The organism is Rhodospirillaceae bacterium (assembly GCA_016722635.1).
Lineage (GTDB): Bacteria > Pseudomonadota > Alphaproteobacteria > JAEUKQ01 > JAEUKQ01 > JAEUKQ01.
In genome coordinates this window covers 221,583-238,554 of the sequence record JADKIX010000011.1, presented here as the reverse complement: position 1 = coordinate 238,554, position 16,972 = coordinate 221,583, and the positions used below count along the sequence as shown (strand labels likewise).

At 46.7% G+C, this 16,972-nt stretch carries 18 protein-coding genes; 8 read left to right on the top strand and 10 right to left on the bottom strand.

Going from position 1 to position 16,972, the window contains the following annotated elements; translation table 11 throughout:
- Window positions 1-9 precede the first annotated feature (9 nt).
- The 6 genes from IPP67_08515 (at window position 10) to IPP67_08490 (ending at window position 4,749) form a co-directional block, all read left to right on the top strand.
- Window positions 10-915: a F0F1 ATP synthase subunit gamma gene (locus tag IPP67_08515; GenBank protein ID MBL0339182.1), complete on the top strand. Its 906-nt coding sequence runs from the start codon at window positions 10-12 to the stop codon at window positions 913-915.
- Between the two features lie 50 nt (window positions 916-965).
- Window positions 966-2,390, top strand: coding sequence for a F0F1 ATP synthase subunit beta (gene atpD, locus IPP67_08510; protein MBL0339181.1), 1,425 nt, complete (start codon window positions 966-968; stop codon window positions 2,388-2,390).
- 29 nt (window positions 2,391-2,419) lie between these two features.
- Entirely contained in the window at window positions 2,420-2,839 is a 420-nt protein-coding gene (gene atpC, locus IPP67_08505; GenBank protein ID MBL0339180.1) for an ATP synthase F1 subunit epsilon, read from the top strand.
- 82 nt (window positions 2,840-2,921) lie between these two features.
- Window positions 2,922-3,398 carry a hypothetical protein gene (locus IPP67_08500; GenBank protein ID MBL0339179.1) on the top strand — a complete coding sequence of 159 codons (477 nt, stop codon included), beginning with the start codon at window positions 2,922-2,924 and terminating at the stop codon, window positions 3,396-3,398.
- Between the two features lie 153 nt (window positions 3,399-3,551).
- Entirely contained in the window at window positions 3,552-4,385 is an 834-nt protein-coding gene (locus IPP67_08495; protein MBL0339178.1) for a ferritin-like domain-containing protein, read from the top strand.
- Between the two features lie 199 nt (window positions 4,386-4,584).
- Window positions 4,585-4,749: a hypothetical protein gene (locus IPP67_08490; protein ID MBL0339177.1), complete on the top strand. Its 165-nt coding sequence runs from the start codon at window positions 4,585-4,587 to the stop codon at window positions 4,747-4,749.
- 357 nt (window positions 4,750-5,106) lie between these two features.
- On the opposite strand, the gene IPP67_08485 is transcribed toward IPP67_08490, so the two are convergent.
- The 6 genes from IPP67_08485 to IPP67_08460 form a co-directional block, all read right to left on the bottom strand.
- Window positions 5,107-5,631: an RNA pyrophosphohydrolase gene (locus IPP67_08485; protein ID MBL0339176.1), complete on the bottom strand. Its 525-nt coding sequence runs from the start codon at window positions 5,629-5,631 to the stop codon at window positions 5,107-5,109.
- Between the two features lie 72 nt (window positions 5,632-5,703).
- On the bottom strand, window positions 5,704-7,005 hold the full coding sequence (locus tag IPP67_08480) for a S41 family peptidase (GenBank protein MBL0339175.1): 1,302 nt from the start codon (window positions 7,003-7,005) through the stop codon (window positions 5,704-5,706).
- Window positions 7,006-7,256: 251 nt separating this feature from the next.
- Window positions 7,257-8,537 (bottom strand): S41 family peptidase, encoded by a 1,281-nt coding sequence (locus tag IPP67_08475; protein MBL0339174.1) that lies wholly within the window; start codon window positions 8,535-8,537, stop codon window positions 7,257-7,259.
- Window positions 8,538-8,542: 5 nt separating this feature from the next.
- Window positions 8,543-9,793, bottom strand: a complete 1,251-nt coding sequence (locus IPP67_08470) for a peptidoglycan DD-metalloendopeptidase family protein (protein MBL0339173.1) — start codon at window positions 9,791-9,793, stop codon at window positions 8,543-8,545.
- 69 nt (window positions 9,794-9,862) lie between these two features.
- Entirely contained in the window at window positions 9,863-11,404 is a 1,542-nt protein-coding gene (locus IPP67_08465) for a 2,3-bisphosphoglycerate-independent phosphoglycerate mutase (GenBank protein ID MBL0339172.1), read from the bottom strand.
- A 109-nt stretch (window positions 11,405-11,513) separates the two neighbouring features.
- Window positions 11,514-11,987 carry a 23S rRNA (pseudouridine(1915)-N(3))-methyltransferase RlmH gene (locus tag IPP67_08460; GenBank protein MBL0339171.1) on the bottom strand — a complete coding sequence of 158 codons (474 nt, stop codon included), beginning with the start codon at window positions 11,985-11,987 and terminating at the stop codon, window positions 11,514-11,516.
- Window positions 11,988-12,305: 318 nt separating this feature from the next.
- On the opposite strand from IPP67_08460, the gene mtaB reads away from it, so the two are divergent.
- Together mtaB and ftsY are read left to right on the top strand one after the other, a co-directional pair.
- The gene (gene mtaB, locus IPP67_08455) at window positions 12,306-13,622 is read left to right on the top strand and encodes a tRNA (N(6)-L-threonylcarbamoyladenosine(37)-C(2))-methylthiotransferase MtaB (protein MBL0339170.1); all 1,317 of its coding nucleotides are present in this window, start codon (window positions 12,306-12,308) and stop codon (window positions 13,620-13,622) included.
- The gene (ftsY, locus tag IPP67_08450) at window positions 13,619-14,572 is read left to right on the top strand and encodes a signal recognition particle-docking protein FtsY (protein MBL0339169.1); all 954 of its coding nucleotides are present in this window, start codon (window positions 13,619-13,621) and stop codon (window positions 14,570-14,572) included. Before mtaB ends, ftsY begins: the two co-directional genes overlap by 4 nt.
- Before the next feature lie 98 nt (window positions 14,573-14,670).
- Here ftsY and IPP67_08445 read toward each other — a convergent pair whose 3' ends face one another.
- From IPP67_08445 to cydB, 4 genes are all read right to left on the bottom strand, one after another.
- Window positions 14,671-15,012 (bottom strand): hypothetical protein, encoded by a 342-nt coding sequence (locus IPP67_08445; protein ID MBL0339168.1) that lies wholly within the window; start codon window positions 15,010-15,012, stop codon window positions 14,671-14,673.
- 180 nt (window positions 15,013-15,192) lie between these two features.
- Window positions 15,193-15,588 carry a hypothetical protein gene (locus tag IPP67_08440; GenBank protein ID MBL0339167.1) on the bottom strand — a complete coding sequence of 132 codons (396 nt, stop codon included), beginning with the start codon at window positions 15,586-15,588 and terminating at the stop codon, window positions 15,193-15,195.
- Window positions 15,589-15,614: 26 nt separating this feature from the next.
- The gene (cydX, locus tag IPP67_08435; GenBank protein MBL0339166.1) at window positions 15,615-15,764 is read right to left on the bottom strand and encodes a cytochrome bd-I oxidase subunit CydX; all 150 of its coding nucleotides are present in this window, start codon (window positions 15,762-15,764) and stop codon (window positions 15,615-15,617) included.
- A gap of 73 nt (window positions 15,765-15,837) precedes the next feature.
- A complete protein-coding gene (gene cydB, locus IPP67_08430) occupies window positions 15,838-16,965 on the bottom strand; it encodes a cytochrome d ubiquinol oxidase subunit II (GenBank protein MBL0339165.1) in 1,128 nt (375 codons plus the stop codon).
- Window positions 16,966-16,972: the final 7 nt, after the last annotated feature.

Below are 16,972 nucleotides of genomic sequence, written 5' to 3'. Positions count from 1 at the left end.
TACGATAAGATGCCCAGCTTAAAAGATCTCAAGCTTCGTATTAATAGCGTGAAATCAACGCAGAAGATCACTTCTGCGATGAAGATGGTTTCGGCTGCCAAATTACGCAGGGCCCAAGAGCAGGCGGAGGCGTCGCGCCCGTACGCGGAACGGATGCAGCAATTAATGGTTGAATTGACCAAGCAATCTTCCCAATTTGACGACAGCCCTTCTTTATTGAAGGGCAGGGAACAACAAAACATCCATCTTCTGATACCGGTGACCTCGGATCGCGGCTTATGTGGCAGTTTCAACAGCTCCATCGTACGCGCTACCCGCCGCCAAATTCGTGATCTACTGGCGAAAGGGAAAACGGTCAAGATTTTACCCTTGGGGCGCAAGGGACGGGATCTTTTAAAGCGCGAATATGCCCATTTATTATTGGATGCACCCGAATCCATCATGAAATCACCGATTGCTTTTAATCTGGTTGAGGAATTGGTGCGGCAATTGCAGCAGATGTATGAAGCCAGTGAATTTGATGTTTGTACGGTTATCTATAACCGTTTTAAGTCGGTGATCAGCCAGATTGTAACTTTGCAAACCATCATTCCCGTTTGGCAGGAAAGCCTTGATGTAGGAAGCGTGGATAGCAAGAAAGTAGAGATTGCTGAACCGACTGCTCTGTATGAATATGAACCGCAACCCGAACAAATACTCGAGGAATTGTTGCCGCGTAACCTGGCCGTGCAATTATATAAAGCGTTGCTTGAAAGTGCGGCTGGTGAGCAGGGTGCACGAATGGCTGCAATGGATAACGCTACCCGGAACGCTGGGGATATGATCAACCGTTTGACCATTTTCTATAATCGCAGCCGCCAAGCCTATATCACCAAAGAATTGATTGAAATTATTTCTGGGGCCGAAGCGGTCTAATTTATTATCCAAGTTGATATGATATTTTTATCTAAGGGAGCTTCCAAAGAATGGAAAAACAAAAGATTGGTAAGATAAGCCAGGTTCTGGGTGCAGTAGTGGATGTGCATTTTGATCAAGAATTGCCTTCGATATTAAATGCACTTACGACAAAAAACCAAGGAAAAACCTTGGTATTTGAAGTGGCGCAGCATTTAGGCGAAAATACAGTACGGGCCATTGCTATGGATTCAACCGAAGGCTTGGTACGTGGCCAAGAGGTCAGGGATACGGGGCAGCCAATCAATATGCCGGTTGGGCCCGAGACGTTAGGCCGTATTTTAAATGTCATCGGTGATCCGATTGATGAACGTGGCCCTGTAAAAGCTAGTAAAACCATGCCGATTCATCGCTTGGCCCCCAGTTTTGCTGATCAATCTACCCAGGCCCAGATTTTAGTCACTGGCATTAAGGTCGTCGATTTGTTGGCGCCTTATGCCAGGGGCGGCAAAATCGGCTTATTCGGTGGCGCTGGGGTTGGCAAGACCGTTTTAATTCAAGAACTGATCAATAACGTGGCCAAAGCCCATGGCGGCGTTTCGGTATTTGCAGGGGTTGGCGAACGGACGCGCGAAGGCAATGATTTATACCATGAAATGATAGATTCTAAAGTTATTCGTTTGGATGGGCCAGGATCCAAGGTTGCCCTGGTGTACGGGCAAATGAATGAACCGCCCGGAGCGCGCGCCCGGGTTGCTTTATCAGCATTAACCATTGCTGAAAATTTTCGTGACCAAGATGGGCAAGACGTACTGTTCTTTGTGGATAATATTTTTAGGTTTACGCAAGCAGGGTCTGAGGTTTCAGCCCTTTTGGGACGTATTCCATCAGCCGTTGGTTATCAGCCGACCTTAGCCACGGAAATGGGGATGCTGCAAGAACGTATCACCACTACCAAAAAGGGGTCAATTACATCCGTGCAGGCCATTTATGTGCCAGCGGACGATTTAACTGATCCGGCTCCCGCCACCTCTTTCAGCCATTTGGATGCCACCACGGTGTTGTCGCGCCAGATTGCTGAATTGGGCATTTATCCGGCGGTTGATCCATTGGATTCGACCAGCCGTATGTTGGACCCAAGGATTGTTGGCGAAGAACATTATAAGGTTGCCCGCAATGTGCAGCGGGTTTTGCAAACGTATAAATCGCTTCAAGATATTATTGCAATTTTGGGAATGGATGAATTATCGGAAGATGATAAACTAACGGTCTCTCGTGCCCGTAAGATCCAACGCTTCCTTTCACAACCCTTCCATGTAGCCGAGGTCTTTACCAACACCCCTGGGGTGTTTGTAAGCTTAGAAGAAACCATCCGTGGCTTTAAAGGAATTGTTGCAGGCGAGTATGATGACCTGCCCGAATCGGCCTTTTACATGACGGGAACGATTGACCAAGTGGTAGAAAAAGCCAAAAAGATGGCGGCAGAGGCTGCTTAAGGGTCACATAACCGAAAAGGAATGGATGAATGGCAGGGGAAACAATAAAACTTGAGATCATTACCCCAGAAAGAGTTATCTTTAGTCAAGAGGTAACCAATGTGGTCGTGCCGGGAGAATTAGGTGATTTTTCGGCATTGCCTGGCCATGCCCCCTTCATTTCCTTGTTGCGTGCTGGCGTTGTGGTAGTTTTCAATGAAACAACGGTTTTTGAGAAAATATTCGTAAGTGGTGGATTTGCCGAAATTACCCCAAGCCATTGTGCCATTCTTGCAACCCAAGCGGTCAAGGTAGAGCAAATTAACCGTGCCCAATTGGAAAAACAGATCAGCCGCCTGCAAGAAGATCAAAAGGTTGAACCCAAACCAGAGCAGCAAGTTTTTTACGAAAAACAACTGGTTGTTATGCAAGCCCAAATCGACGCTTTAGAGCCGAATGTGTATGGGTAAAAAGTTTTCTTTACAAAGCTTTGGGGTTCTGCAGGGCGGAACAATCGCCTAATCGATACTCTTCATCGTCACGTTAAGAGCCATGGAACAGCAAAACATAAACTATTGGGAATTGCTAAAATCCCATTTTGAGTGCGACGGATCGCTGCGCGATATTTATGTTTTCGAGGCGGATGCGGCCTTATGGGATCTTTTTATTGCACAGATTTTGTCGCATTTTCATCCCCAGTTTTGGCATGGTCCAGAAAAAGGGAAAATACTTTTAAATTTTAAATCCGTACTTCATTTTCGAGACAGAGGCCTAGCCACTACGATGAGATTTTTTCTTGTAGGTAATATCGAGGTCAACTGCCACTTCTTTGAGGATGATAAGATAGAAATGGATATAGCGCCGGAAGAAATTCATAATGAAACAGCTTTCAATACGTTGTTATCCTTTCTGTCCTGGTTATCCGATGCTTTACATCGCACCACTCACCTCACTTACGAAAATTCACCAGAATGGATCATTTTAAGCATGGGAAGGAACGAGATAAAAAAGCCTAAATATAATCTATAGGAAAGCTTTCTAACTCTTGCCGATTTTATGGCTTTACTAAACTTTTGCTTTCTTCTATTGGTGGGGAGTATATTTTTTTTGTATCCAAAAGATAACTCTTATGCTATGTTTTAGGGGTTTTTAGATTAAGAGAAACCAACAGGTGCTGGAAAAATGAAAAACTGGACTCTTGATGATATTTCTTGGCAGGATTTTAACCCTCACCTCGTCAAACCCGAATTAGTACCGATTGTCAAGGCAGCCAGCATGGTTGAGTCGAATGCTGCAGACTACGCGACTTACCTCAAAAATGTTTTTCATGATGATTTGGAATTTCAAGATGCCGCCAGAGATTGGGCGGTTGAAGAAGTCCAGCACGGCCAAGCTCTAGGGCGTTGGGCCGAAATGGTTGATCCAACTTTTAACTATCAATCCTGTTTCAAGCGCTTTGCTGAAGGGTATAAAATTGCCGTCAACTCCTCTGCCTCCATTCGCGGCAGTCGCAGTGGAGAATTAATTGCCCGCTGTATTGTTGAAACTGGCACCACTTCTTACTATACTGCCTTAAGGGATGCCAGCCAAGAGCCCTTGTTGAAAGAAATATGCCGCCTGATTGCGGCGGATGAATTCCGCCATTATAAATTGTTCTATATCCATTTGAAACGCTATCTGAAGAAAGAAAATGTTGGCAAGCTACGACGGTTAATCATCGCGTTGGGCCGAATGTGGGAATCTGAAGGTGATGACGAATTGCCTTATGCTTATTATGCCGCTAACAGTGTGATGGACAACAGTTACAGCCATTCCCGATATTCAGCGGAATATGGCGCCAGGGTCTATCCTTTATATCAGCAATATCATTTGCGTAAAGCCAGCAGCATGGTGATGAAGGCGGTTGGGTTAGAGCCACAAGGCCAAATAAGTCAATTAATGACGAAGGGATTGACGAAGTTGGTTGCTTACCGCGGCCAAAAATTGCGTAAGCAAGTCATACAACCGCAGCTGTAAGTTATACGAATCCTCAATATTTCCCTATCATACTCTACTCCTGTCAGGAACACCGCTACTATTCATCCCCCATTTAAAATATTGCCCAAAAGCGTTTTTTTAAGTTGATCACGCAAGCTGGCTAAAATCTATGATTTTATGGCAGAATCACCACATAAAATATGATGGCTATTTTTCGTGTATAAGAGGTTTTCTCAGAATGAGCAAAATTTATACATATTATCTGCTCACAATTTTATTGTTGGTAGGGGGAATAATGCAATCGCATGATGGGTTGGCGCAAGAAAACAATAATAATGAAGGTCCTGCGGTTAAATTTTTTGAACCTCCCGTACAAGGGGACTATTCCTATCGAGGATTATAGCCTAACAGCGATATAAAGGGGCTTTTGAAAGGTTTGCCAAACCTTTCCCAATCTGTATTTTCCTTAAAATTTTGTCTCTCACTAAGGGGGATATCCCTGAAGAGTATCAGCGACCGGCATTGCGGGCCATGCGCTTTAATCCGGGTTCACAAAAAATCATTTGGGATAAGTTGGTCATTTCGAATGTTGATCCGGTGAGCGAGGGATTTTCAGCCGATCCTCATTCAGATCCTACTTTTACTTTCGTAAAATCAACCAAGTCTGGATCAGTCCCATCCTTACACCAGAAGCTCGGAAAACATCGGACCAGGGAAAAGGTATTCCTATCAAACCCCGTATCTACCCATTACCTTGGGATTAAAAGGGAGAAACAGGATTGCTGGCCAACCATCCTTGTTTCAGCGGTTCAAATTCCTTGACAATTTGTTCGTATAAATCTTTCTTAAAGGGAACGATTAGGTTTGGCAATTCTTGGAATTCCACCCATTGCCAGTTTCGAAACTCAGGATGCGGTGTCTGAATATTGATATCTTGATCTGTTCCCAAAAAACGGAAAGCAAACCATTTTTGCCGCTGACCAAGGTATTTTCCACTCCAAAGTATTTTTTTCAAACCTGGCGGCAACTTATAAGTGAACCACCCGCGGCTTTCCCCTAATAATTCGGCGTTGCGCGTACCGATCTCTTCTTCCATTTCGCGCCATACCGCCTCTAAGGGGGTTTCATCGGCATCAATGCCCCCTTGGGGCATTTGCCAGGCGTCTGATTGCATGTCCAGACGTTGGCCAACCAAAACCTTTCCCACTGGATTGAATAACACAATACCCACTCCAAGGCGATAAACATTTCGGCGCGGTTGACGGCGAATGGTGAAGTGAGACATGATTTTATGAAATATTATGCAACAAAATAAAACCGAAGGGGGAATGCACAGGCCCCCCCTGCAGCAATAAAACTATTTCGGTTTTTTATTTATTAAGGCTAATCCCCGCAATAAGTCAGTTGCCCGCTGTAATTGATAATCAACTGGAGGAGTAGTGGTTGCCGTGGTCGTTTGCCCTTGCGTTGTAGGGTTGTTGGTCGGATTTTCCGTCTGCTCCGGTTTTTGGTTGGGGTTATTCAAGCTGTTTTTAAGGCTTGATTCACTATAAGCCTGGCCTTGTGCAATCGTTTCAATTTTAGCTTGTTCCACCATAATATCCGGTTCAATCCCGATTTTTTGAATCGAACGACCGGAGGGGGTGTAATAAAACTGGGTCGTAAATTTAACCGCCCCGTATCCGGGAAGGGGGATAATGCTTTGAACTGATCCTTTGCCGAAGCTTTTAACACCCATGATAATGGCGCGTTGCTGGTCTTGCAAGGCTCCGGAAACAATTTCGGAAGCGGAGGCGGAACCTTGGTTGATTAAGACAATCAAGGGTAACCCATCGGTCAAATCACCGGCAGTGGCATTGAATCGTTTCATATCGCGGTCATCGCGCCCTTTAACGGAAACAATCTCGCCTTTTTCCAAGAAAGCATCGCTGACCGAGATGGCTTGCGTCAGGAGGCCGCCCGGATTATTGCGTAAATCAAGGACAAAGCCGATCAACTGATTTTTACTTTGTTCTTTTAATTTTTTAATTTCTTCAACCAAGGTTGAGTAGGTATTATCCGTAAATTCGCTGACCCGCAAATAGCCGATATTGCCGTTTTCTAACCTGGAACGAACGCTTTTTTGGATGATTTTTTCCCGAACCAATGACAAATCGAACGGTTCTTGTTGAGGCCTTTTCACGGTAATGGTCACTTTTGTGCCAATCGGGCCCCGCAGTTTAGCCACAGCTTGCTCAAGCGTCAGGCCAAAAACTTGCTCCCCGTCAATCGCAATGACCAAATCACCAGATTGGATGCCCGCTCGGAAGGCGGGGGTATCATCAATAGGAGAAACAACTTTCACAACCCCTTCCTCTAAAACGACCTGCATGCCGAGACCCGCAAAACCGCGAATCTCATCATTCATGGCTTTAAATTCTTTTTCCGTCAAATAGCTGGAATGGGGATCAAGCGATGATACCATCCCGCGGAGGGCAGCTTCAATCAACTCCTGGTCTTTTACGGATTCAACATATTGGGAACGGATTTTCTCAAATACGTTACTGAACAATTCCAATTGCCGGTAGGTGTCGGTCGGTTTTGTCTGGCCCCATAGGGTTAAAGAAAAACTAGCGGATAATAATGCAGAAAATCCCAGCAAACGAATTGATTTTAACATCTTCTTCCCTCTCTAATGCGGGCAAGATTCTGAGCTCTTGCCGTTTTGTCGATGACATAATGCGTGAGGCATATTGCCAGTTAAGTCAATGAAACACTTTTCAATATAGTGAAGTGTGACGGAAAAGCCAAGATATGAAAATAAGGTTGATTCACTATTATTAAAATTCTCACCCATCGATATTTTGTAAGTACTCTTCAATTTGTTTAGGAGAATTTTTATCTTTTGTTCTATCAGCTGTACAAAATAAATTAGTGGGATGGGCCCAGTATATGAATTGCTTCTAACATGTTCAGCGCCTGCTGCAATTGGTTGTCTTTCAGTCTCTTACTAGAAACAACGGCAGTTGACGGGTTGGGCGCGGTTTCGGCAAGGGGGTTTTTCAAGGCATTGGGATATTTTTCTTCTGTATATTCGCGGGAGACGATCTCAGGGGTGAAGGTGCCTTGTTCAACAACAATATCTGGTTGAATGCCGCGTATTTGCCAGGACTTGCCGGATGGGCCATAAGCAAAGCTAGTTGTTAATTGTAAAACCCCGCCCCCTTCCATTTCAAAGCGGTTCCAAGCCGTTGCTTTCCCATATGTGCGCACCCCCAAGATAATAGCGCGACCCTGATCTTGCAAAGCGGCAGCTAAGATTTCTGAGGCTGAAGCGCTTTGTTCATTAACCAATATAATTAACGGCAAGCCATCAATCATATCCCCAGGGGTTGCTTGATACCGGTCGGTGCGTTGCTGGTATTCTGAAACAGTCGATCCGATCTCCCCTTTATCTAAGAAAGCGTCAGCAACCAATACCGCTTGTTTCACCCATCCACCCAAATTGCCACGCAAATCCAAAACCATCCCAATCAAATGGTTGCCTGTCTGCGCTTTTAATTTATTCAACTGTTCGACGAATTCCTTATAAGGATCGCCTTCAAAGGTAGTAATTTGGATATAAGCAATATGGTTCCGCTCAATCCTTGAACGGACGATTTTTGATTGGATCAATGCGCGCGTTAGTTCCACGTCAAAAATGGGTTGTTGCCCCCGCTTAATCGAAACGATTACTTTACTATCAATGGGGCCGCGTAACTTGATAATAGCCTGATCAAATGGGATGTTTGAAAGTTCCTGCCCATCAATTTTGACAATCAAATCATCCGCTTGAATTGCCGCCTGGTCCGCAGGGGAACCTTCGACCGGTTCCGTAACTTTAATAGCTCCGTCGGCCATCTCAACAATAACGCCAATTCCCCCGTAACCTGTTTCGGGTTCCTCTTCTGCCGAGATGTCTTTGGAACTTAAATATTGGGAATGGGGATCAAGGCTGGACGCCATTTCTTTAAGTGCCCCCTCAATCAGTTCTTTGTCATCAACCGGCTCTGGATACCCCATGCGGATCATATCAAAAACTTGGTTAAACAGGTTCAGCTGCTGATAAGTTTCCGATAATTTATTTGGCGCGGTTTGCGCTTGCAAGAATCCGGCAGGAATAAGGAGAAAGGCTAACAATCCCCAACTCAAGAAAATTTTGCCCCCTAGCATATGATTTATTCCCTTCGTACAAAATTTAACCAGGGCAACGGATCAATGGGTTGGCCCTGTTGGCGCAATTCAAAATAAAGCCGCGGTTTTTTGCCTGGTGTATGAGCCATGACCCCCATCGGCTCACCTGCTAAAAACCATTGACCAATTTCCGCATCAATTTTACCTAAACCCCCGATTACCGTGTGGTATCCCCGCCCGTGCTCAATAATCAATATTTCACCGTAACTGCGGAATTGGCCGCGGAATTTTATCTGACCGTCAAAAGGCGCTAAGACAGGGGCGCTATTATTGGTTTCAATAAAAAGCCCCCGCAATATTTCAGTGGTATCATAAGTTTTATTAAAAAATCCTACAACTTTGCCTTGGACGGGCGGGGTTAGGGTGCTGGAGCGTGTTGGGAAATTTTGAAAGTTTTTTGGTTTTTCTAACCGAAGGGCGACAACGGAAACGGAAGAATTAGGCTGCGGGTTATGGGATGGTTGTAAAGTTTCAATATCGATTGCCACTGTAAGGTCGGGGGCAGAAGGCAATTCACTGAATTTAGCCAAAAGCTCGCGTAAATCTTTAGCGTCTTGGGTCAATTTATTGACGCGGTCGATAAAATTTTGCCGATCGGAAGAGGGCAGATTATTCCATTGTTGGCGCTGAGCTAAAAGCGCCGATAATTTTTGTTCAACCAGGGCGAAATTTTGTGCGGATTGGTTAATTTGTAAATGTTGGTTAGTGATTTGGAGACGGATTTGTTGCAAATTGCCTAATTCTTTTTCCAAAGCCACGCTGCGTTGGTGTAACTGCTGGATAGTGGTTTCCACCAAAATCGCTGTCCGCACAATATCGACAATGGAATTTTGGCTGAAAGCCAAAGCTTCGGGCGGTGAGGAGGAAATACGGACAAGGATTAAAATCAGCCCGCCAATTTCTTGTTGTTGATTAGCCAAGGTTTGGATTTTCGCTTTTTCGGTTTCTTCCAATTCCTCCAGTTTGTGTTCTAGACCAGCAAGCGTTTGCTGCTGCTGTTGCGCTTGTTTGGAAACAACAATTAACTCCTGACGGATTTTTTCAATTTCCGCTAGGGCCAGATTGGGATTGGTCTGGCCATTCGCCAACGGAACCAGGAAAGGGATGGATAAAAGCCCGATGCTGAGGCCGGGCAAAATTCTTGCTGCCCAAAACATACATAAGTGTCGGATATGTTGGCCAATAACCCACATATTGCGGTAAAAATCTCTATATTTTTCCACCTGGCTTGTCATGGATAAACCTTAGGGTGATGGCGCATCATGAATTTACGTGTCCTTGGTAGTAAAACAGTGATGTTTGGTTTATGGGTCAATAAGGGATTGCCCTTTCATCTCCACGGGTTGGGGTAAACCCAAAATTTGTAATAAAGTAGGGGCAATGTCTGCCAATTTTCCATGATGTAATTGCAATTTTGGTTGGGAATGGATTAAAACGACCGGCACCGGATTTAACGTATGGGCCGTATGGGGTTGGCCAGTCTTGGTATCGCTCATCATTTCTGCGTTGCCGTGATCGGCGGTGATTAGCATGGCGCCGTTTAATTTTTCAATCGCGGTTTTGATCCGCCCCAAACAGCGGTCAACGGCCTCCACTGCTAAAATGGTGGCAGCCAAATTGCCGGAATGGCCGACCATATCGGTATTGGCATAATTGACGACCAAAAAATCAAACTTTTTACTTTCAATAGCCTCCACCAACCTGTTTGTCACTTCATAGGCTGACATCTCCGGCTGCAAATCATAGGTGGCCACTTTGGGAGAGGGGATTAAAATCCGTTCCTCCCCCTTGAATAACTTTTCCTCGCCACCGTTAAAAAAGAAAGTGACATGCGGGTATTTTTCCGTTTCGGCAATACGCAGCTGTTTTAAGCCAGCTTTGGCAACCACTTCCCCCAACGTATTGACCAAAGGTTCACTAGGGAAAAGACAGGACATCATTTGGGCTAATTCCTCCGAATATTCGGTCATGCCTAAGGCGGTCGTAAAACGGATTTGGCGTGAGCGCGGGAAAGCCTTGAAGTTCTTGTCCAGGAGGGCCGCTAATATTTGCCGGACGCGGTCGGATCGAAAATTGCCCATCAACACGCCATCGCCGTCTTTCATGCCCTCATAGCCTGCAAGCACGGTCGGTTTAACAAATTCGTCGCTTTCACCACGCTTGTACGCCTCTTCAATGGCTGTCAACCAATGGTCGGCCCGTTGTCCTTGGGCATTGACCATGCATTCATAGGCCAGATTAATGCGCTCCCACCTTTTGTCGCGGTCCATGGCATAGTACCGCCCGCCAATGGTGGCGATCCGGAAAGAATGCAATGATTGAGTGACGGCAATTAATTGCTGCATAAATTCCTGGGCGCTTTTGGGAGGGGTATCGCGCCCGTCGAGAAAGGCATGAAAAGCAATAGGAATACCAGCGTGGCTGATGATTTGCGCCAAAGCCGCCAATTGGTCTTGGTGGGAATGGATGCCGCCCGGTGAGACCAAGCCCATCAAATGGCAAGTTCCACCGTTTTGGCGCAGGTTTTCAATGAATTGTTGTAAAACAGGGTTTCTAGGCAAGCTGCCATCGCGTACTGCTTGATTTATTTTTGGCAAATCCTGCATGATGACCCGGCCTGCCCCCATATTCATATGGCCAACTTCTGAATTTCCCATCTGCCCCTCCGGCAAGCCTACATATAATTCCGAAGCTTCGACCAAGGCATGCGGGTATTTTTCAATGATTTGCCGCCAATTCGGTGCGTTCGCTTGTAAAACAGCGTTATCGGTCCGCTCCTCCCGGTATCCCCAGCCGTCCAAAATGCATAAAACTACTGGGCGGCGCTGTAGGGACTGGGTTTTCATCATATTTTTGACGGTATTAAAAGTTATTTTAGGCATGCGGGTTCTTTCAAAAAAATGTCCCCAATTATATACAGCAAAATTGCTGAAATGAAAACAGGAACAAAATCATCTAGCTTGAGCGGTGATAGGGATGACCGGCCAAAATTTGCTGCGTCCGGTACAGCTGTTCGGAAAGCAACCCCAACACCAATAAATGTGGCCATGTCACTTTGCCGAAAGATAAAGTTAAATGGGCGTTTTTAACGATATCGTGCCGTAAGCCGTGATCACCACCAATTAAAAAAGTGGGGATCAAGGATTGGTTGAAGCATTGCTGGAATTGCCCAGCCAGTTGCAGGCTAGATAGCTGTTGGCCTTTTTCATCCAAGGCAATCCGGTAAGCAAGCGGGGTTTTGGCAAGTAAAGGCAACAATTTTTCCGCCTGGTTGTCCCTCACCTGATCAGGCGTTAGGAAAGAAGCAGCCTTGTCATCCATCTGATGTAATACTATCTGCCATTTCATACGGGCATGAAAATGGTCATATAAGTCCTTTTCCGGGCCTTTTTTCCACTTTCCGACGCTGAAGATGTGAATCTGGGTCATCTAATCCTGGCAAATAAAATGATCTTTTTTTAAACACTTTTCATCATAGGAAAATATCCTGGGAAAAACAGTTTTTTTTCTCCGTTAGTTGCAAATTTGGCCGGAAAAATAGCTGTGTCCATGACCAAACTGGCATTTCATCAGCCATGTAATTTCTGTCAATTGATGGATCATAGGTGATACCGGGTTATTTTTTGAAGTTTATGGTAAGATAAAATTAAGGCAAAATTATGCCACAGCCAATAGCACAAACAAATAAAAGAAAAGACCAACAAAAAACTTAACAACTGTCAAAAGCTTGCGTATATATGAAAGCTTATGAAAAGCGAGGATATTGTGGCCGAGCCGAAAATTGTTACCTTTGGCTGTCGTTTAAACAGTTATGAATCGGGTGTCATGCGCCAGCATTTAAGCAAGCTGCCCGCTGATGATGTCATTGTGATCAACAGCTGCGCGGTGACGGGCGAGGCCGAACGCCAGGTCAAACAAAGCATCCGCAAATTGCGCCGGGAAAATCCAGCCGCCAAAATATTGGTGACGGGATGTGCCGCCCAATTGCACCCGGGTGATTATGCCAACATGCCCGAGGTGAACGGCGTTTTTGGCAACCGCGAGAAACTGGATCCCATCCGGTTGGCTGAGTTTGTAGGGGTAAAACTTCAAGAATTGCCCGTGACACCAACCCCGGTCGCTGTTCAAAACATCATGGAGGTGCGGGAAACCGCCCATCATCTGCTGAGCGGGGTTGACCAGCGCACCCGTGCCTTCCTGCAAATTCAGCAGGGCTGCGATCACCGCTGCACCTTCTGCATCATTCCCTATGCCCGCGGCAACAGCCGCAGCACGCCCGCGGATCAGATCATCCACCAAATCCAGCATTTAATGGAAGCGGGGGTCGGGGAAGTGGTATTGACGGGGGTTGACATCACCTCCTACGGCCCAGATTTGGCCAACCCATTGACCTTGGGCGAGCTGACCCAACAGATTTTGCGGCAGGTGCCGGAACTCAAGCGCCTGCGCTTATCCTCGATCGACCCGATTGAAATGGATTCGGCCTTATGGGAAGCGGTGAAAAGCGAACCCCGGCTGATGCCCCATCTGCATTTAAGCCTGCAGGCGGGCGACACCATGATTTTAAAGCGCATGAAACGCCGCCATTCCGCCGAACAGGCCGTGAAACTGTGTGATGATTTGCGCGGCATGCGATCCGATATCGCCTTGGGGGCGGATATCATTGCCGGATTCCCAACCGAGGATGAGGCGATGTTCCAAAACAGCCTGCGCCATGTGCAGGAATGCGGCATCAGTTTCCTGCATGTGTTCCCTTATTCCTCGCGTACGGGAACGCCAGCTGCTAAAATGCCGCAAGTACCGGTTGAGGTGCGGCGGGAACGGGCAGGGCGTTTGCGGGAAATGGGGGACCTACAGCGGCAATTATTCTTCCAAAGCCAACAGGGCAAAATCCAACAGATATTGGTTGAAAAAACCGAAAGTGATTATGCAACCGGCCACAGCCAACATTTCGCCCCGGTGCGGTTAAGCATGCCCGCCAAAATCGGCAGCATTGTGCAAGCCACCGCCACCGGTTGGCAACCTACCAATTTGCTGGCGGATATCCAAGGGCATGCCGCATGAAAAAAGAAATTGGCAAACGCCTGGGATGGTTCCGAAGGCTTGGCAAGGGGTTGCGCCGCACCTCCACGCGTTTGGTTGACGGCATTTCTGGTGTTTTCACGGGCAAACGTCCACTTGATGCGGCCTCCCTCCAAGATATTGAAGAAACATTGATTGCTGCCGATTTGGGGCCGCAATTGGCCGCTCGTCTGGTGCAGGATTTGGAGCGGTATAAATTCGATAAAGCGGTTGATGCCACTGAGGTTCGCGAGTTTCTAGCAAATGAGGTGGCCAAGATTTTAGAACCCGTGGCTCAAACCTTGCCTTTGGCCGAACATCACCCCAATGTGATCCTGGTGATCGGGGTGAATGGCAGCGGTAAAACCACGACCATCGGCAAATTGGCGGCGCAATTTAAGGAAGACGGGAAAAAGGTTTTAATGGCGGCGGGTGATACGTTCCGCGCCGCGGCGATTGAACAATTGACAGTGTGGAGCCAGCGCGCGGGTGTTGCGATCATCACGCCGATGGCTGGCAGCAGCGATGCTGCGGGGTTGGCGTTTGATGCCCTGACTAAAGCCAAAATGCAGAAAGATGATGTGTTGCTGATCGATACCGCCGGGCGCTTGCATAACAAAGCTGATTTGATGGCGGAGCTGCAGAAAATCATCCGTGTCTTGAAAAAAATTGATCCGCAAGCCCCCCACCAAACTATTTTAGTGCTGGATGCTACCATCGGTCAAAATGCGGTCACCCAGGTGGAAACTTTTAAATCCATTGTTCCCTTAACCGGATTGGTGGTGACCAAGCTGGATGGCACCGCCCGGGGTGGGGTGGTGGTGGCCTTGGCCGAAAAATTCCGCTTGCCCATTTATGCGATTGGCGTGGGTGAGACCATTGACGATTTGCGGCCGTTTGAGGCGAAGAATTTTGCCAATTCCCTGATGGGGCTTGAGGAAGTTGAGGACTGATCCGTGCCCTTTCAAGCCCGCTCATTCAACAGGTGGCAATAAAAAACCCCGGTTCTTTTGCAAGAAACCAGGGTTTTCTTTAACTTAAAGCGCAGGAATTAGTACTTGGATTCCTGTAAGGCGCCCAACAAGGCCAGGATGCCTCCAACCAGGATAATGGTTAACAAATAACTGATGCCATAGCTGACGGCCAAACCAAAATACAAATAGGCCGCGGCCCCGCCGCTGACGACGACCAGCAGGCTGGCGAAGGTTTTGGCTGACTCGCCAAATGTTTTGATGGCCAGATAAACGGAAACCAAACAAGCGACCGGCAACACCCAAACCGAGAAATGAACAGCTGGAAAGCCGTCAATAATGTAATTAATTAACCAAATCAACCCCTTTACTGTGCCGACAATGGCGGTAATAAATGCGATCAACGCCCCAATAATCCGCATAATCTTTCCCTTTCTTATTGCTTTGTATATCAAAAACCCGGAATACCCATTTAAATACTAGGATATATCAGAAATTACAAGGAAATTTATCGAAACTCAATGGGGTAAAGAAAATAACCACAAAGGAAAGGAAATTTTTATAGAATTGAATGGTGCCTTAAGGTGTGCATTATTGCCCGGTTAATTTTTATCGAAAATTCCTGAGATTTTGGTTTCCCAGAATACCCACTCTGTCCAAAGACCTGTTGTTGGACAAAAACCACGAAAAGTGATAAGTTTCTGGTTTATGATAAATTCACAAATATTTTTCAAGAGATATTTGGATAATGAAGGAACTAGAAGCCATTTATGAGCACGGTGATCATAGCTATGCACAATTACCTGATGCCAGTCATATAGTTTCAGATAGCCTTTACCAAGCTGACCTTTTTGATTGCCGCTGTTAAGATAAGAGCCATCCAAATGAATGATCAATTGGCGCAGAGATGGACTGTCTGAAAATTTTTGCTGTAAAATTTGAGCATCTGGAAAGGACAAATGCTCTAGCTCTTCAGGTTGTACTTCATATGAACTCATGTTTTCCTTTAAATGGTTAAATGAGCCTAGGGCTGCAGAAAAATAGAACTACCCTCTTTCTGCTTTTCTTGTTCCTCCTCAATGTCCCTATAGGCTTTCATTTCCAGCCACATGGCGTTCAGGATGGAAAAGCTGCAGGCCAGGCCCAGTCCTAAAATCCAGCTAAAATACCACATGGGTGCCTCCTTTTATAACTTTGTAAAACCGTTGTCTTGATTAATATGATCCCTTGTCATCCTCGCGGATATGTTAAATCGTCACCGGCCCACGCAGCACGCGGAATACCCAGGCGGTATAGGTCAGGACGATTGGTAAAAACACCACCACCGCAATCAGCATCCACCACAAGGTCAAATGCGAGGAAGAGGCATCCCATACCAACAGGCTAGAGGCTGGGTCAAGTGAGGATGGCAGGATAAAGGGGAACATACTAAGCCCCACGGTGCCGATAATGCCCGCAATAGCTAAGCCACTGCAGATAAAACCCAGCCACACGAAGCGCCGCCACAAGGCCATAGCTGCCAACAGTGACCCTAAAATCCCCACTATGGGTGCAGCCATCATCCAAGGATGTAATTGATAATTACCCAGCCAAGCGCCCATTTCCCGTCCCACTGTTTTGGCAAGAGGGTTCGAGGCTGCCTGTGGGTCAATCGCCTGGGTAATTTGATACCCATCCAATCCCCAATATCCCGACAGCATCCATAGTCCCGTTGCCGTAAACAGCAAGGCGCTGAGGATGGCTGCCCATTGGCCTGCCTTGGCGGCGCGATTGCGGACAATTCCGGTGGTTTTAAATTGTAAAAAGGCCGCCCCATGCATGACCAGCATGCCAACGCTAATCAACCCTGCAACCAGGGGAAGCGGGGTTAAAAGAGAGAATAACCCGCCCTCCAGACTTAAGCGCATATCGCCGTCAAAACGGAAAGGCAGCCCCAGTAGCACATTGCCCGTGGCAACGCCAAACAGCAAAGCAGGTAAAAACCCGCCCAGGAAAATCACCCGGTCCCACCATTTCCGCCAAGTGGGGCTCAGCAGTTTGGAGCGGTATTTGAAGCCAACCGGGCGTAAAATCAACGCGCCCAATACCGCCAGCATCGCCAAATAAAGCCCCGAGAAAGCCACCGCATAAACGGCAGGCCAGGCTGCAAAAAGTGCGCCGCCGCCTAAGATAAACCATACTTGGTTGCCTTCCCACACCGGGCCAATGGTATTCAGTAGTACGCGGCGTTCATCATCATTTTTGGCGATAAAAGGCAATAAGGTTGCTACCCCCAAATCAAAGCCGTCCATCACGGCAAAGCCGATCAGTAAAACCCCCAGCAACACCCACCAAATCAAGCGCAAGGTTTCGTAATCGAGTAAAATCGGCATGATGGCCTCC

Bases quoted from the DNA above. Each gene is read 5' to 3' on its own strand.
- IPP67_08515 (MBL0339182.1), top strand. From the start codon at position 10: ATGCCCAGCTTAAAAGATCTCAAGCTTCGTATTAATAGCGTGAAATCA.
- atpD (MBL0339181.1), top strand. From the start codon at position 966: ATGGAAAAACAAAAGATTGGTAAGATAAGCCAGGTTCTGGGTGCAGTA.
- atpC (MBL0339180.1), top strand. From the start codon at position 2,420: ATGGCAGGGGAAACAATAAAACTTGAGATCATTACCCCAGAAAGAGTT.
- IPP67_08500 (MBL0339179.1), top strand. From the start codon at position 2,922: ATGGAACAGCAAAACATAAACTATTGGGAATTGCTAAAATCCCATTTT.
- IPP67_08495 (MBL0339178.1), top strand. From the start codon at position 3,552: ATGAAAAACTGGACTCTTGATGATATTTCTTGGCAGGATTTTAACCCT.
- IPP67_08490 (MBL0339177.1), top strand. From the start codon at position 4,585: ATGAGCAAAATTTATACATATTATCTGCTCACAATTTTATTGTTGGTA.
- IPP67_08485 (MBL0339176.1), bottom strand. From the start codon at position 5,631: ATGTCTCACTTCACCATTCGCCGTCAACCGCGCCGAAATGTTTATCGC.
- IPP67_08480 (MBL0339175.1), bottom strand. From the start codon at position 7,005: ATGTTAAAATCAATTCGTTTGCTGGGATTTTCTGCATTATTATCCGCT.
- IPP67_08475 (MBL0339174.1), bottom strand. From the start codon at position 8,537: ATGCTAGGGGGCAAAATTTTCTTGAGTTGGGGATTGTTAGCCTTTCTC.
- IPP67_08470 (MBL0339173.1), bottom strand. From the start codon at position 9,793: ATGACAAGCCAGGTGGAAAAATATAGAGATTTTTACCGCAATATGTGG.
- IPP67_08465 (MBL0339172.1), bottom strand. From the start codon at position 11,404: ATGAAAACCCAGTCCCTACAGCGCCGCCCAGTAGTTTTATGCATTTTG.
- IPP67_08460 (MBL0339171.1), bottom strand. From the start codon at position 11,987: ATGACCCAGATTCACATCTTCAGCGTCGGAAAGTGGAAAAAAGGCCCG.
- mtaB (MBL0339170.1), top strand. From the start codon at position 12,306: ATGAAAAGCGAGGATATTGTGGCCGAGCCGAAAATTGTTACCTTTGGC.
- ftsY (MBL0339169.1), top strand. From the start codon at position 13,619: ATGAAAAAAGAAATTGGCAAACGCCTGGGATGGTTCCGAAGGCTTGGC.
- IPP67_08445 (MBL0339168.1), bottom strand. From the start codon at position 15,012: ATGCGGATTATTGGGGCGTTGATCGCATTTATTACCGCCATTGTCGGC.
- IPP67_08440 (MBL0339167.1), bottom strand. From the start codon at position 15,588: ATGAGTTCATATGAAGTACAACCTGAAGAGCTAGAGCATTTGTCCTTT.
- cydX (MBL0339166.1), bottom strand. From the start codon at position 15,764: ATGTGGTATTTTAGCTGGATTTTAGGACTGGGCCTGGCCTGCAGCTTT.